Below are 14,427 nucleotides of genomic sequence, written 5' to 3'. Positions count from 1 at the left end.
TTTTTATATTAAATTTAAAGATGGAAATACCGGAGAACCGAGGTAATTTTATCGATGAATTTATAATAAAGAAGATTCTGGGAATGCATCCATTTATAAATATCCAACTATGAAATCTTCCGATCAGAAACCAAATCAAGGCGATAGCAGGCGCGATTTCCTTAAAAAAAGTTCAGTAATTACGGCTATTGCACTAACGCCCGGTGCCGCAATCAAAGCAGCCGAAAATAATGCTGACGAACGTTTCGCTGAGCTTTTTGAGAAAATCCCACTAAAGCTTACGGTAAACAATAAGGCTTATCAAACAATAGTTGAGCCTAGGGTAACACTTTTAGATTATCTGCGCGAAGAATTACACTTAACAGGTACTAAAAAAGGATGTGACCATGGCCAATGTGGTGCCTGTACTGTTCATGTAGATGGACAAAGGATAAACGCTTGCCTGAGCTTAGCGGTAATGAATGAGGGAAAGAAGATTACCACGATTGAAGGTTTGGCAAATGGCGATACGCTACACCCTATGCAGGCTGCCTTTATCAAACACGACGGTTTCCAATGCGGTTACTGTACACCTGGCCAGATCATGTCGGCCGTAGCTTGTGTCCGCGAAGGCCACACTAACTCCAGGGCAGAAATAAGTGAATACATGAGTGGAAATATCTGTAGGTGTGGCGCTTACCCAAACATAGTTGATGCAATTATTGAAGTTAAGGAAGGAGGTCAAACCATATGATCAATTTTCAATACCTCAGAACAACCACAGTAAAATCGGCAATTGCTTTATTAGTTAAAGATAAAAACGCAAAATTTCTTGCAGGTGGTACCAACTTAATCGATCTGATGAAAAGAGGTGTTACCGCACCAGAAAAACTCATTGATATCAACCACGTCCCGCTGAAAGAAATCAAGCAGGTGGGAAATAAAATCTACATTGGTGCGCTGACTTCCAATACAGCGGTTGCAGACCATGCCTTGGTTAAAGAAAAACTACCTTTACTTTCATGGGCTTTACAGGCAGGCGCATCGGCGCAGTTGAGAAATGTAGCTACTGTTGGCGGTAATATGATGCAGCGTACACGTTGTGGATATTTTTATGATACCGAAATGCCATGTAATAAACGCCAACCCGGAACCGGATGTGGAGCTATGGAAGGTTTTAACCGCATGCATGCTATCTTTGGAACATCAGACCAATGTATTGCGGTTCATCCCAGCGATATGTGTATCGCTTTAGTTGCTTTAGACGCTGAAGTGATATTGGCAAATGCAAAAGGCGAACGCAAAATTCCATTTAAAGAGTTTCATCGCTTAGCTGGAGATACACCCCAATTAGACAATAACTTAAAGGCTGATGAAATGATTACCGGTTTGGAGATTCCTATTAATAATCTGGCTAAAAACTACCATTATCTTAAAGTTAGGGATAGGGCTTCTTATGCTTTTGCACTGGTATCGGTAGCGGCAGCTTTTGAAACCGTCGATAATAAAATTATTGATGTTCGGTTGGCCATGGGTGGGGTGGCACATAAACCCTGGCGTTTAACGGCATCTGAGCTTTTTTTAAAAGGAAAAGAAGCTAGCTTAACGAATTTTGAGCAGGCGGCACAATTGGCCATGAAGGATGCTAAAGGCTTTGGAGGTAACGACTTCAAATTAAAACTGGCACCTAATACGATTATTGAAGCGTTGAACCTTGCAAAATCAAAAGCCTAGTTATGGAAAAGAACATGTTAAAAGATGAGAACGATCGCGTAGATGGATTCTTAAAAGTAACCGGAAAAGCCAAGTATTTTGCCGAATATGAATTACCAGGTTTAACTTATGGTGTTTTGGTAACCAGTACCATTACCAAAGGAAAAATTACTTCACTTGATACCAAATCCGCCGAAAAAGCTCCGGGCGTTATTGCTGTGATTTCACACCTGAATAAACCATCGGCTGCTGCTTATGAGCAGGAAAGTGGCCCGCAGATGAAGATTTTCTATACCGATAAGATTTTTTATAACGGACAACCTATAGCTATCGTTGTTGCGAATACTTTTGAAAGGGCAACTTATGCTGCTTCATTGGTTAAAGCCACCTACGCTAATGAAACATTTAATACCGATTTCGAAAAAGCACTTAAAGATCCAAAGGCTAAAAAACTACAGGGACAGGCTGATTATAAACGTGGTGAAGAAAATGCTTATAAAACTGCAGAGGTAAAGCTCGAAGAAAGATACTTTTTACCCATTGAAACACATAATCCTATGGAGTTACATGGGATTATTGCCGATTGGCGACCAAATAACCAGCTCACTGTTTACGCCAAAACACAAGGTGTAAAAGCTACGCAGGGTACTATTGCAAACGTTTTTAAAATTCCGATGGAAAATATCCAGGTAAATTCGGAGTTTGTGGGTGGTGGCTTTGGCATGGCCCTGCGGACCTGGCCGCTGGAAATTGCAACGGTAATGGCCTCTAAACATATTGGCAAACCCGTAAAAGTGGTGATTACCAGAATGCAGATGTTTACCATGGTGGGTAATCGGCCAGCGGCCATACAAACCATTGGGTTAGGTGCCAATAAGGATGGTAAATTAACAGGCATTACGCATAGAGCCTACGGGGAGACATCTACTTATGAGAACTTTACTGAAGGTGTAGTGAACATGGCGAAATTTATGTATCAATGTGATAATGTAAATACTTCTTATGTCATTGTACCTGTTGATTTAGGTGTACCAATCTGGATGCGCGGACCGGGTGAGGCCACAGGTGCTTTCGCATTGGAAAGCGCGATTGACGAGATGGCGCATGCGCTAGATATGGATCCACTGGATTTTAGGATTAAAAACGATCCTGAAACCGATCAGCAAAAAAATAAACCCTTTTCCAGCAAAAATATTAAAGAAGCCTATAAAATAGGGGCAGATAAAATAGGATGGCGCAACCGGAAAAACAAACCGGGTAGTTTGCTTGAAGGACCATGGCAAACAGGCTACGGGGTAAGTGTTGGTGTATTTAATGCCAACAGGGGTAAAGCCAGCGTAAAAGGAATTTTGAAAGCCGATGGATCGCTGCTTTTACAAAGTGCAACCAGCGATATTGGTCCCGGAACAGGAACCGGCATGACTTTAATTGCCAATAAATTAATGAATATTCCTGTGAATAAAATTACGTTCGAATTGGGCGATTCATCCTTACCACCAGCACCAAGTCAAGGCGGGTCAGCTACGTTATCTACAGTAGGCTCGGCCGTGAATGACGTTTGCGTAGCATTAAAGTCAACCATTGCAGAACTGGCAGCAAATTCAAATATGGATGCTACATCTAATTTTGTTGATGTATTAAAAAAGAATAATCTCCCTCAAATAGAAATTACCAAAGAGAGCCAGAGCGGGAAAGAAAAAGATAGCTACTCCATGTATTCGTTCTCCATTCATTTTGTACAGGTGAAGGTAAATAGCTTAACAGGAGTAGTGAAGATCAATAAAATTGTTTCTGTTGGCGATTCAGGTACTATTGTAAGTCCGAAAACAGCCCGAAGCCAGATGGTCGGTGGTGCAGTGGGCGGAATAGGTATGGCCCTAACCGAAGAATCAATAATCGACCACCGTTATGGAAGATACATCAATAACAACTTTGCTGATTACCATGTACCGGTAAATGCCGATGTACCGGAAATCGATGTTAATTTTATTAATAAACCCGATCCCTACATTAATCCGATGGGGGCAAAAGGTATGGGCGAAATTGCTTTGATCGGTTTTTCTGCAGCGGTGGCTAATGCCGTTTTTAATGCCACTGGTAAGAGGATTAGGACATTACCCATCACACCTGATAAGATATTGGCGTAGTCATTCGCTAAGCGGTCGTCACCCTGAACCGAGCCTTTAGCGAGCTCACCGGAGGTAATTTATTTCAAAGTCTTTCTGTTAAAGGATGCAAGGCATTTGAAAGCGCTATTTCTACTTGTAGAATGAATTCATCATGGTGGATTGGTTGAGCCTAATTTTATAAACAGAGTTCGGGTTTAAAAAACTTGACTTCTTTAGGCTTCGAGGTAGAATTTTGTTTTAATCTACAAAAAATGCGTTCCACTTTTCAATGGAACGCATTTTTTGTTCGTCCGCTCTTCGCTTTCGCTCAGAATGACAAACAGGATAGTTATAGACTTACTTACCTGAATAAGTTGCTGCTAATTTTAATGCATTGTAAGCATTCACAATTCCGCCACTAATACAAAGGTCGGAAAAAGGAACAGAAACTTTCTGTGCATCTGGTCCTTCACCTTTGGCATACTCAACATTGTGATCCACCTTAGTAACCGATTTTACAATAATTTCTTTTACCTGCGCTGCCGTTAATTTTGGATAATAAGAACGGATTAAACCAGCTAAACCTGCCACAACAGGAGAGGCCATACTGGTTCCGTCTAAGTTTTTGTATTTAGAACCTGGTACAGTAGAGTAAATCTGTACACCCGGAGCAAAAACATCTACCTGTGCTTTACCAAAGTTAGAGAAACTTGCTTTTAGTGTTTCGTCATCTTTAGGGCCAGAAGCACCAACTGTTATCCATGATGCAATAGTTTTCTCATCTAAATCTTTGTGGTTAGGGAAATTATTTTCTACATCGATATTTTTATTTTCGTTACCTGCAGCCTGTACAATCAATACGTCTTTAGATGCCGCATATTTCATCGCTTCGTTAACTATGGCTTTATCCCAGCTATAAGCTTTACCAAAACTCATGTTAATTACCTTGGCACCATTATCAACCGCATAACGGATTCCATTAGCCACATCTTTATCTCTTTCATCACCATTTGGCGTACAACGAACCCCCATAATAGCAACATTATCGGCCACGCCTAAAATACCAAGTTTATTGGTTCTATCTGCGGCAATAATACCTGCTACGTGCGTACCGTGCATAGCATCAGGACCTGCAACATCATTATTGCCATAAAAGTGCTCCTTAGCATTGTTAGGATCATCGCCAACAATGGAACGTGGATCATAATCAATATTTAAGTTGTATTTGGCCTGGCGTGTGTAATAATCCAAACCTTCTACGATCTGATCTTCGTAAAAATCTTTAAAACTGCCTTTTTCTAATTGTTGACTCAATACATTTTGGATTCTGCCTTCAACTTGATTAGTAGGTTTAAAGTTTTTAAAATCTTCTGCAGTTGGATTTTCTTTACCGATTTTCTTTACCACACCATCTAAAGCATTTTTAAAACCCGTAATACCTGCCAGATTTTCATTAGCCTCTGCTAATTGTTTTTCCAAATCGGCTCTTTCTGCTTTAAAAACTTCGAAATCTTTTTTATCTTTTTCTGCTACATTCGCATCTGTGGTATTAGCAAAACGCACCTGATCGCGACGAACCAAACGGGTTAACTCTAAAGTTTCGAAATTGACAGATCCTTTAGGTCCGCCAATAAAATTCCAGCCATTAACATCATCGATATAACCATTTTTGTCATCATCCTTGCCATTATTGGGGATCTCTTTGGTGTTTACCCACATAATCCGTTTCAAATCCTCGTGTGTAGCCTCTACACCACCATCATTTACCGCTACAATAACTTTAACAGATTTTTTACCTTTTAAAAGTTCTTTATATGCTTTTTCGGTACTGATTCCGAATGTGCTATCACTTTTAAGGTCGAGATTTTGCCAATTGGCTTTTTGTGCATTGGCCAAAGTTGGTACCACACTAGCGAGCGCAATACCGAACAGCACTCTGAAAATTTTACTCTTATTCATTTATGTATTTTCGTATTAAACGGCGAAAGTTAATTTTAATTTCTTATTGAAAGAAATTGTATTCAAATTAAATACTTTTTGGCATATTTTCGCACTCCTTAAGGCAGGTTCCCAATAAAAAAAGCCGTCATACCGAACTGAGCTTTACGTAATGCCTGCCCGTACAGGCGGGGAGAGATCTATTTGAAAAGATTTCCCAACTTCGTGCACTCCGCTCGACATGACGACTACTAAATATAAAGATACCTTAATAATCTATTTTAAACCAGCCACAATTTTCTTGGCCATTTCGTTATGTGATTCAATTACTTTTAAGGTATTTGCTGCCCATTCTTTAATACTTTGGTCGCGGTTTTCAGTACCTTGCTTAAATAAGGCAACTGTTTTTTCATGATCGGTAACCATCATATCCATATAATGTTTATCAAACGCTGCACCGGTCATTTTTTTCATACCATCCAAATGAATCTGTTCATCAGCTGGTAAGGCATCAGGCGTAATCACTTTTTTATTTATTGCCAAAGCTTTTAATTCTGCATTAGCTTTGGTATGGTCGGTAAGCATTTTGGCCGCAAAATCTTTTACTTCTGCACTTTGTGCATTTTTAGCCGCAATTTTAGCTGCTTCAACTTCCATTATACCGCCTACAGCAGCCTTCCTTAAAAATGTTGCACCTGCCTCATCGACACCCGATTCAGTGCTCTCTGATCCGGCTACGTGGTTACCGTTTACCATAGTTGTATCGCCAGAAACGCTGTCTTTAGTCGTTGCCGATTTTTTGTCTGCAGTTTGGCAAGCCTGAAATGAAAGCGCTAATGCAAAAGCGGTGGATAATAAAAATATCTTTTTCATGTTTTCCTTTATATTTTGATTTGTATGGAAAACAAGAGAGTTTAAAAAAGGTTTTTTTTATCTATTCTGCTCCCTGATCATATGCGTTCTGAATCACGATGCCCATTTGTCTTTCCGGATTTTGAATCGCTGAAAAGCCAAATTGCTCATAGAGTCCGTGAGCATCCAATGTAGCCAGTTGATAACGCCTCAAGCCTTGCAAATCTGGATGGAAAATCATAAACGACATCATTTTTTTAGATAAACCCAAGCCGCGGTAGTTTTCTTTAACATAAACATCGCAGAGCCAGGCAAAAGTTGCCTTATCAGTGATCCAGCGCGCAAATCCTACCTGTTCCTGATCTTTATAAATGCCAAAGCAAAGTGAATTTTCTATAGATCGTTTAACAGTAGCTAAGGGAATACCTTTGGCCCAATAGGATTCGTTGCTTAAATAATTATGTATTGCTTCGATATCTAAAAGCGCCTTTTGATCGGAAAATATAAAGCCGTTTTCGCTGATTTCCATTTTGATTAATGATTGAATTTTGAATGATTAAATGAATGAATTCTTTCAAAAGCACTTAAAGAATTAGCTAGTTTTCCTAAGCCTCTTCCGCAGTTAAACTATTAACCAGTTTAGACAGTTAAGCTTTCTAATTGCGCATATTGATAAACTGTAATGGCTGATCAAAATCTTCAGTCCTGCAAAGGCTGATCACGGCCTGTAAATCATCAATTTTCTTTGCCGTAACCCGAACCTGATCATCCATGATAGCAGGTTGAACTTTTAAACCACTCGCCTTGATTTTGGCCACCACTTTTTTGGCTGCTTCTTTATCTAAACCTTCTTTAATGCTGATTTCTTTTCTGATCATGTTACCAGAAGCCTGATGCTCATCACCAAAGTTTAAACTTTTCGGATCTAAATTCTGCTTCATCATCCGTGAAATGATAGACCCCTCAATAGCTTTCAGGCGCATATCGTCTTCAGTAACAATAGTTATTACATTTGTTTTTTTATCCAGATCGATCGTGCTTTTTGATCCGTTAAAGTCGAATCGGTTAAGAATTTCTTTTTTAGCATTGTTAATGGCGTTGTCTAATGTTTGCGCATCAACTTTACTTACAATATCAAAAGAAGGCATGGTTTTAGCTTTAAAGTAAAAAAATAAGTAGATTTAATAGAAATTAATCCAGTCTCACAAAAAAACGAAAATAATATGAAAACCACTAAGCCGAAGTCCGAAAAAAAGATTATAAAAAAAGAAGCTATAAAACAACTTGAACAATCAATTACTACCCAATTCTTAGCTGTAATTAAAAGTTTAGGTCATGATGTATCTGAAATTAGTACGGAGGTGGGTAAAGCCAGTAAGCGGGTAGCTAAAAAACTAACTAAAAAATTTACTGTTGTAAAAGCTGATGTGGGGCAAAAAATTGATGATTTATTACAGACATCCAAAGAGAAAGCAAAGGAAGTAAAAAAACCTGTTGCCAAAGCGGTAAGTAAATCTGAGAAATCTGCTGAAAAAGTGGTAAAAAAAGCGCTGGCAAAAGCGAAGCCGGTAGTACAAAGTATTAAAGTTGCGACAATAGAAACGGAAGAAAAAGCAGAGAAAGTTTTGGCGAAACCTGTAGTAATAGCTAAAGAAGCTGTAAATGAAGCCGCTAAAACGACTAAAAAAGTAGCAGGCAAAGCGCCGGAAAAAGCGACTGAGATTGCGGAAAAAACAGCTGCGAAAGCGACTCCTGCAGTTAAGAAAATTGTAAAAACACCAGCTAAAAAATAAATTTGTTAACGTTAACATGTAAATGAATTAACATCGATTTAACAAATTAATGTGCAGTTTTGAACATCCCTGTTTTGGCAGGGATTTTTTATTTTTTTTAAATGACCAGTAAGAAAATCCCATTTTTTAACCGTGAAATTAGTTGGCTTTACTTTAATGAACGTGTACTGCAAGAAGCGGCTGACGAAACTGTTCCGCTGATTGAACGGATTAAATTTCTATCTATATTTTCTTCCAATTTAGAAGAGTTTTATCGGGTACGAGTAGCCACCATAACCCGGTTAACTAATCTGAATGATAAGGCGAAGGCACTTTTGGGCTTTAATCCTAAAAAAATTCTTAACGAGATTAAAAATATTGTTGTAAAACAGGAAAGAAAGTTCGACCAGCTCTTTCAGGCTACTTTAATTAATGAACTCGCTCAAAACAGGATTTTTATATTAAACGATACTCAACTGAATGTGAGCAGGGGAGAATTCGTAAAAAATCATTTCAGGGATAAGATTCTATCTAACCTGGTTCCTATCATGCTGGATATGGATAAACCCTTTCCAGAATTGAAAGACCGTTATCTGTATTTCTTTGTTAAACTTTCCAAAAAGGACACAAAGGTTAAAGAGAAATATGCGCTTATTGAAATTCCACCAAATTTACCCCGGTTTTTGGTGCTGCCTGAAACAAACGACTTAAAGTTTATTATTCTTGCAGAAGACATTATCAGGTATTGCCTGGACGATATATTTTATGTTTTTACTTACGATAATTTAGAGGCTTATTCCATTCAGTTAACACGTGATGCCGAACTGGATATTGATAAAAACATTAATGATAAATTTATTGATGATTTAAAAAACAGTTTAGAGAAGCGCAAAAAAGGCAAACCCATGCGTTTGCTTTATGATTCGGCCATGCCCCTGAACATGCTTACGGTACTGGTAAATAAGCTCAAGCTGGAAGCTGAAAGTTTAATTCCGGGAAACCGCTACCACAAGTTTGGCGATTTTATTGCCTTCCCGAATGTGGGCAAAAAAGAGTTGGAATATGCGCCGAACATACCGCTTAAGGTTCACGACCTGCATAGAACGCAAAGCATGTTTAATAAAGTTGCAAAGCGTGATTACTTGGTAAACCTGCCATACCAATCATACGATTATATCATCTTGTTCTTGCGTGAGGCAGCAATTGATCCGAAAGTAACCGAAATACAGATTACTTTATATCGGTTAGCAGAAAACTCGAAAGTAATCAACGCCTTAATCAACGCCGCCAAAAATGGTAAAGCTGTTTCTGTTTTATTAGAACTTAAAGCCCGTTTTGATGAACAGGCTAACATTTACTGGACAAGTCGCTTAATGGAAGAAGGGGTTAAAGTAAATTATGGTTTAACGGATTACAAAGTACATTCTAAAATTTGCCTGGTTAAACGGATCGAAAAAGATAAACCTGTATACTACGCAAACCTGGCAACCGGAAATTTTAATGAAAAAACTGCAGGTTTATACTGCGATCATAGCATTTTCACAGCAAGGAAAGAAATCACCAACGATCTGGTTAAACTTTTTGATGCTTTGAGCAAGCGTACCGTAACCAAGGGCTTCAAGTACCTGATTGTTTCTCCTCTGGAGAGCCGCTCTAAACTGGTTAATTTTATCAATCGCGAAATCAGAAATGCCAAGCAGGGCAAACTTGCTTATATTATGTTAAAAGTAAACAGTTTAGCTGATGAAGGCATTATTTCCAAACTTTATGATGCGAGTAATGCCGGAGTTAAAATTCAGCTCATTATCCGCGGGATCTGCTGTTTGGTGCCCGGTGTAAAGGGCTTTAGCGAAAATATTACTGCTATCAGCATTATTGATAAATTTTTGGAGCATGCCCGGGTTTATATCTTCGGTAATAATGGCAAAAACGATATGTATTTATCTTCTGCAGATTTAATGAGCAGGAATTTCGAACATCGTGTTGAGGTTGGTTTTCCAGTACTGGATCATGATGTGAAACAGGAGATACAAGACATTATCGACCTGCAGCTACAAGATAATACCAAATCGAGGCAAATTAATGCCTTAAACAATAACAGATACCATAAAAACAGATTAAGTAAAAAGATAAGGGCGCAGGTAGACATCTACAATTATTTAAAAACCAAGCATCAATCATAATGTTAAGATACGCAGCTATAGATATCGGTTCGAATGCCGTGAGGTTACTCATTGCCGATATTAGCAAACAAGACGGGAAATATAAGTACAAAAAAAACACCCTTATACGTGTGCCGCTCCGATTGGGCGACGATGCATTCCTGGATCAATATATTTCGGAGAAAAAATCTGCAGACCTGGTTAAAACGATGACTGCTTTTAAAAATTTAATGGATGTTTACCATGTTTCTGAATATTTAGCCTGTGCAACGTCTGCCATGCGCGAGGCGCGAAATGGTGAAGATATTGTTAAACTGATCAAAAAAGAAACAGATATTACTTTAGAGATTATAGAGGGGCAGCGGGAAGCCAATATTATTTATGCCAACCATATAGAGGAAGAGTTAGATGAAAATAAAAATTACCTGTATATTGATGTGGGTGGTGGTAGTACCGAGTTATCTGTTTTTGTAAATGGTACGCCCGAGGCATCGAGATCTTTTAATATTGGCACAATCAGAATGCTTGACAACCAGGATAAAGAAGAAACCTGGGAAGAAATGAAAGATTGGGTAAAAGAGCATACCAAAGCCTATAAGCATTTAGCTGGCATTGGTACCGGCGGTAATATCAATAAATTGTTCCGCATGTCTGATGAAAAGGAAAATGCACCTTTATCCTTGCAGAAACTGAATTCGATGTATAACAAATTAACCAGTTATTCGCTGAAAGAAAGGATTCATACACTGGGTTTAAACCCTGATCGTGCAGATGTAATTATCCCGGCCTGCGAGATTTACCTGACCTTAATGAAATGGACCGGTATAAAACAGATTTATGTACCTAAAGTGGGTATGGCTGATGGAATTATTAAATTGCTTATAGAGGAGAAGCTGGATTAAAACCATTTTACTCCATCAGATCCGTCATTTAGGCCGTAGCGCCCGCCCGTACAGGCGGGGAAATCTATCCTATCATCCTTAATATAAAGATTGCCTGTCTGCAGCAGGCAGGCTTCGTCTGCTTAAAAAGCCTTCCCGCAATGACGAATTTGGTGTAGAATGATAAAACCTGAAGAAAACTCTCTCTGCCTCATCATCCTGAACTTGTTTCAGGATCTGTCTGAGATATAATTTCATTCTAGGTACATAACCCTAAAACAAACTCATATTGACGTCACTCATCCCATAGCCATTTTCAAAAAATCTTTCACCTCGTCATTAATATCTTCCTTGAAATAAATTCTCAAATGGTGGTTAAACTGCTTCGTTCCTGGTACCTGTACAATCTTAGTGAAGCAAAGGTTATCTTCATAAGGTTGACTGCAAGGAATAACTAAATGAATAAAGTTTTTCCCCAACTGTGTAATGTATGCAAAAGGTATTCTGGATTCGATGGCTATCATCGATCTGGTAGTATGAAGATTAATTTCGCCGATTTTGGTCAATTGCTCCATAAAAAAACGGAATAAACCTAAGGTATATTCCGTTTTTCCGTTTAAGAAGTCTTACAAATGTTTTTCTTCAGAAAACATCATCTCTTAATCTTCCAATAATTTCGTTGCAGCTACGTCGGTAAACCAGGTTAATTTACCGTCAATCGGATCGATTAGCTGAGAAGGGTACAGATCAGGATTTTTTTCCGCATCGCCAATTACATGTTTAAGTGCTTCAGCTTTATTCTCACCGAACACTAAAAAGGCAATATTATCTGCTTTGTTAATCAATGCAGCAGTAAAACTAATGCGATACGTATCTAGTTTTTCTACATAAACAGCCGCTACATTTACTTCTTCATCCTTCACCAAAGTAGTGTGCGGAAAAATTGAAGCCGTATGTGCATCATCGCCCATGCCCAATAGAATTAAATCGAAAACTGGATCTTCGCCATTAAAATGCTTGTCGATTGCTTTTTTATATTCAATAGCTGCTTTTTCCGGAGCCAAAGTAGTATCTACGTAAAAAATATGATCTTCTTTAATCCCTAACGGATCTAAAATCGTTTTTTTGGCCATTAGTCCATTGTAGTTATCATCGTTGGCCGGAACATTACGTTCATCGCCAAAAAAGAAGTATACTTTTTCCCAATCAATTCTGTGCTGCCCTTCGGTGGCCAAAAAATGGTAAAGTGCTTTAGGAGAACTACCGCCTGTAAGTACAAAATTAAAGCGATCGTTTTCTTCGATAGACATTTCTGCAATTTTAATTACATAATCTGCCAGGTCCTGGTTTAGTTCTTCTAATGTTTTATATATGAGTAGATTCATTTTTTATCAATAATAAAGTCGTCATGCTGATCCGATAGCTATCGGATTTATTTCAGCGTCTATTTGAAAAGGCCCTGAACTAAATTCAGGGTGACGCGCAGTGGATAAATTATTCTTTATTCTTTAATGGCAGGTTAAACCAATGGAAACCATCTCTTGCAATAAGTGCTTCCGCTTCTTCCGGTCCCCAGCTATCGGCAGGGTAGTTAGGGAAGTTGATTGATTTTTTGCTTTCCCATGTGTTTAAAATAGGCATCACCAATTCCCACGCAGCTTCTACCTGATCGCCGCGCATAAATAAGGTTTGATCACCCATCATGGCATCCAATAATAAGGTTTCGTAGGCTTCTGGTGTATCGCCCTCGTAAGTTCCTTTATAGTCAAATACCATATCAACAGGGTTTAATACCATATCTAAACCAGGTCTTTTAGCCTGTACCTGCATACGGATACTCATTTCCGGCTGTATGCTGATAACCAACCTGTTTTGTTGCCAGTTTTCAGTTACATCTGAAGAGAAAATCTGATGTGGAACATCTCTGAACTGGATCGTGATTAATGATGAAGTTTGGTTTAACCGTTTTCCTGTTCTTAAATAGAAAGGAATACCTTGCCATCTCCAGTTATCGATATGGAATTTCACTGCAGCAAAAGTTTCGGTATTAGAGTGAGGATCAACACCTTTTTCCTGGCGGTATCCCGGAACTTCCTTACCTTCAACCCAGCCTTTGCTATATTGACCGCGAACGGTGTGAAAACGGATATCTTCAGCAGAAAAAGGACGCATTGCTCTTAAAACCTCCACTTTACGGTTCCTGATTTCATCGGCATCAAAATTAATTGGTGCTTCCATTCCCACCAAACAAAGTAATTGCAAGAGGTGATTCTGGATCATATCCCGCAAGGCACCAGAACCTTCGTAATAACCTCCGCGATCGCCCACACCTAATTGTTCAGTTACCGAAATCTGAACGTGATCGATATACGACCTGTTCCATAATGGCTCGAACAAGGCATTGGCAAAACGGAAAGCCATCATGTTTTGTACCGTTTCTTTACCCAGGTAATGATCAATACGATAAATCTGCTTTTCGGTGAAAATAGTGCTCAATAGGGCATTTAGTTCTTTTGCTGATTCTAAATCATGGCCAAAAGGTTTTTCGATAACGATACGGCTATTGTCTTCATCTTGCGTCAGTTTATATTTCTGCAAACATTCTGCAATAATAGGGAAGAAATTAGGTGCTACTGCAAGGTAAAAAATAACCTGTGTACCTGCACCAAACTCTTTTTGATATTTTTCTACTGCCGCTTTTAGGTTTTCGAAAGTTTTTGGCTCTGCAAAATCAGTAGGGCAGTAGTGAATCGTATTTCCGAAATTTTCCCATTTATCTTTTTTAACTTTTCCGGTACGTGAAAACTCGTTCACCGCTTCTTCCAATGCAGTTTTGTAACTATCATCGGTAAATTCGGTTCTTCCTGTACCTATAATGGCAAATTGATCAGGCATATAGCCCTCCATAAACAGGTTATACAGGGCAGGTGCTAATTTTCTTTTATTTAAATCGCCTGTTCCACCAAATATTACAAAAATGGTCGGGTTTAATGCGGTTTTGGCTTTCATTTTATGTTTTTGT

The 14,427-nt window shown here is 38.7% G+C and carries 13 protein-coding genes and 1 pseudogene; 6 read left to right on the top strand and 8 right to left on the bottom strand.

What is annotated here, in order from left to right:
• Window positions 1–109: 109 nt before the first annotated feature.
• The 3 genes from BLR60_RS01960 to BLR60_RS01950 are packed head-to-tail and all read left to right on the top strand — an operon-like array spanning window position 110 to window position 3,839.
• Entirely contained in the window at window positions 110–733 is a 624-nt protein-coding gene (locus tag BLR60_RS01960) for a (2Fe-2S)-binding protein (RefSeq protein WP_090496368.1), read from the top strand.
• A complete protein-coding gene (locus BLR60_RS01955; protein ID WP_090496367.1) occupies window positions 730–1,713 on the top strand; it encodes an FAD binding domain-containing protein in 984 nt (327 codons plus the stop codon). The genes BLR60_RS01960 and BLR60_RS01955 overlap by 4 nt, the downstream gene beginning before the upstream one ends.
• Before the next feature lie 2 nt (window positions 1,714–1,715).
• Window positions 1,716–3,839, top strand: a complete 2,124-nt coding sequence (locus BLR60_RS01950) for a xanthine dehydrogenase family protein molybdopterin-binding subunit (protein WP_090496366.1) — start codon at window positions 1,716–1,718, stop codon at window positions 3,837–3,839.
• Window positions 3,840–4,157: 318 nt separating this feature from the next.
• Here the strand turns inward: BLR60_RS01950 and BLR60_RS01945 are convergent, their stop codons facing one another.
• The 4 genes from BLR60_RS01945 to BLR60_RS01930 all read right to left on the bottom strand — a co-directional run bounded on the left by BLR60_RS01945 (window position 4,158) and on the right by BLR60_RS01930 (window position 7,738).
• Window positions 4,158–5,759, bottom strand: a complete 1,602-nt coding sequence (locus BLR60_RS01945) for a S8 family peptidase (RefSeq protein ID WP_090496365.1) — start codon at window positions 5,757–5,759, stop codon at window positions 4,158–4,160.
• Between the two features lie 255 nt (window positions 5,760–6,014).
• The gene (locus tag BLR60_RS01940; protein WP_090496364.1) at window positions 6,015–6,611 is read right to left on the bottom strand and encodes a DUF4142 domain-containing protein; all 597 of its coding nucleotides are present in this window, start codon (window positions 6,609–6,611) and stop codon (window positions 6,015–6,017) included.
• A gap of 61 nt (window positions 6,612–6,672) precedes the next feature.
• Window positions 6,673–7,119: a GNAT family N-acetyltransferase gene (locus tag BLR60_RS01935; protein ID WP_090496363.1), complete on the bottom strand. Its 447-nt coding sequence runs from the start codon at window positions 7,117–7,119 to the stop codon at window positions 6,673–6,675.
• Between the two features lie 127 nt (window positions 7,120–7,246).
• Window positions 7,247–7,738, bottom strand: a complete 492-nt coding sequence (locus tag BLR60_RS01930) for a YajQ family cyclic di-GMP-binding protein (protein ID WP_090496362.1) — start codon at window positions 7,736–7,738, stop codon at window positions 7,247–7,249.
• A 75-nt stretch (window positions 7,739–7,813) separates the two neighbouring features.
• On the opposite strand from BLR60_RS01930, the gene BLR60_RS01925 reads away from it, so the two are divergent.
• The 3 genes from BLR60_RS01925 (at window position 7,814) to BLR60_RS01915 (ending at window position 11,426) form a co-directional block, all read left to right on the top strand.
• Entirely contained in the window at window positions 7,814–8,383 is a 570-nt protein-coding gene (locus BLR60_RS01925) for a hypothetical protein (protein WP_090496361.1), read from the top strand.
• Window positions 8,384–8,484: 101 nt separating this feature from the next.
• Window positions 8,485–10,545, top strand: coding sequence for a polyphosphate kinase 1 (gene ppk1, locus BLR60_RS01920; RefSeq protein WP_090496360.1), 2,061 nt, complete (start codon window positions 8,485–8,487; stop codon window positions 10,543–10,545).
• Window positions 10,545–11,426, top strand: a complete 882-nt coding sequence (locus BLR60_RS01915) for a Ppx/GppA phosphatase family protein (RefSeq protein ID WP_090496359.1) — start codon at window positions 10,545–10,547, stop codon at window positions 11,424–11,426. Before ppk1 ends, BLR60_RS01915 begins: the two co-directional genes overlap by 1 nt.
• A gap of 78 nt (window positions 11,427–11,504) precedes the next feature.
• Here BLR60_RS01915 and BLR60_RS24760 read toward each other — a convergent pair whose 3' ends face one another.
• From BLR60_RS24760 to zwf, 4 genes and pseudogenes are all read right to left on the bottom strand, one after another.
• Window positions 11,505–11,663 carry a hypothetical protein gene (locus BLR60_RS24760; protein WP_167354663.1) on the bottom strand — a complete coding sequence of 53 codons (159 nt, stop codon included), beginning with the start codon at window positions 11,661–11,663 and terminating at the stop codon, window positions 11,505–11,507.
• Window positions 11,664–11,704: 41 nt separating this feature from the next.
• Window positions 11,705–12,019, bottom strand: a pseudogene (locus tag BLR60_RS01910) (DUF5655 domain-containing protein); the annotation flags it as partial.
• A gap of 45 nt (window positions 12,020–12,064) precedes the next feature.
• Window positions 12,065–12,790, bottom strand: a complete 726-nt coding sequence (pgl, locus tag BLR60_RS01905; RefSeq protein WP_090496358.1) for a 6-phosphogluconolactonase — start codon at window positions 12,788–12,790, stop codon at window positions 12,065–12,067.
• Window positions 12,791–12,899: 109 nt separating this feature from the next.
• Entirely contained in the window at window positions 12,900–14,414 is a 1,515-nt protein-coding gene (zwf, locus tag BLR60_RS01900; protein WP_090496357.1) for a glucose-6-phosphate dehydrogenase, read from the bottom strand.
• Window positions 14,415–14,427: the final 13 nt, after the last annotated feature.

The sequence above is a fragment of the Pedobacter terrae genome (assembly GCF_900100705.1).
Taxonomy (GTDB): Bacteria; Bacteroidota; Bacteroidia; order Sphingobacteriales; family Sphingobacteriaceae; genus Pedobacter; species Pedobacter terrae.
This window is presented reverse-complemented; position numbering and strand designations above follow the sequence as displayed.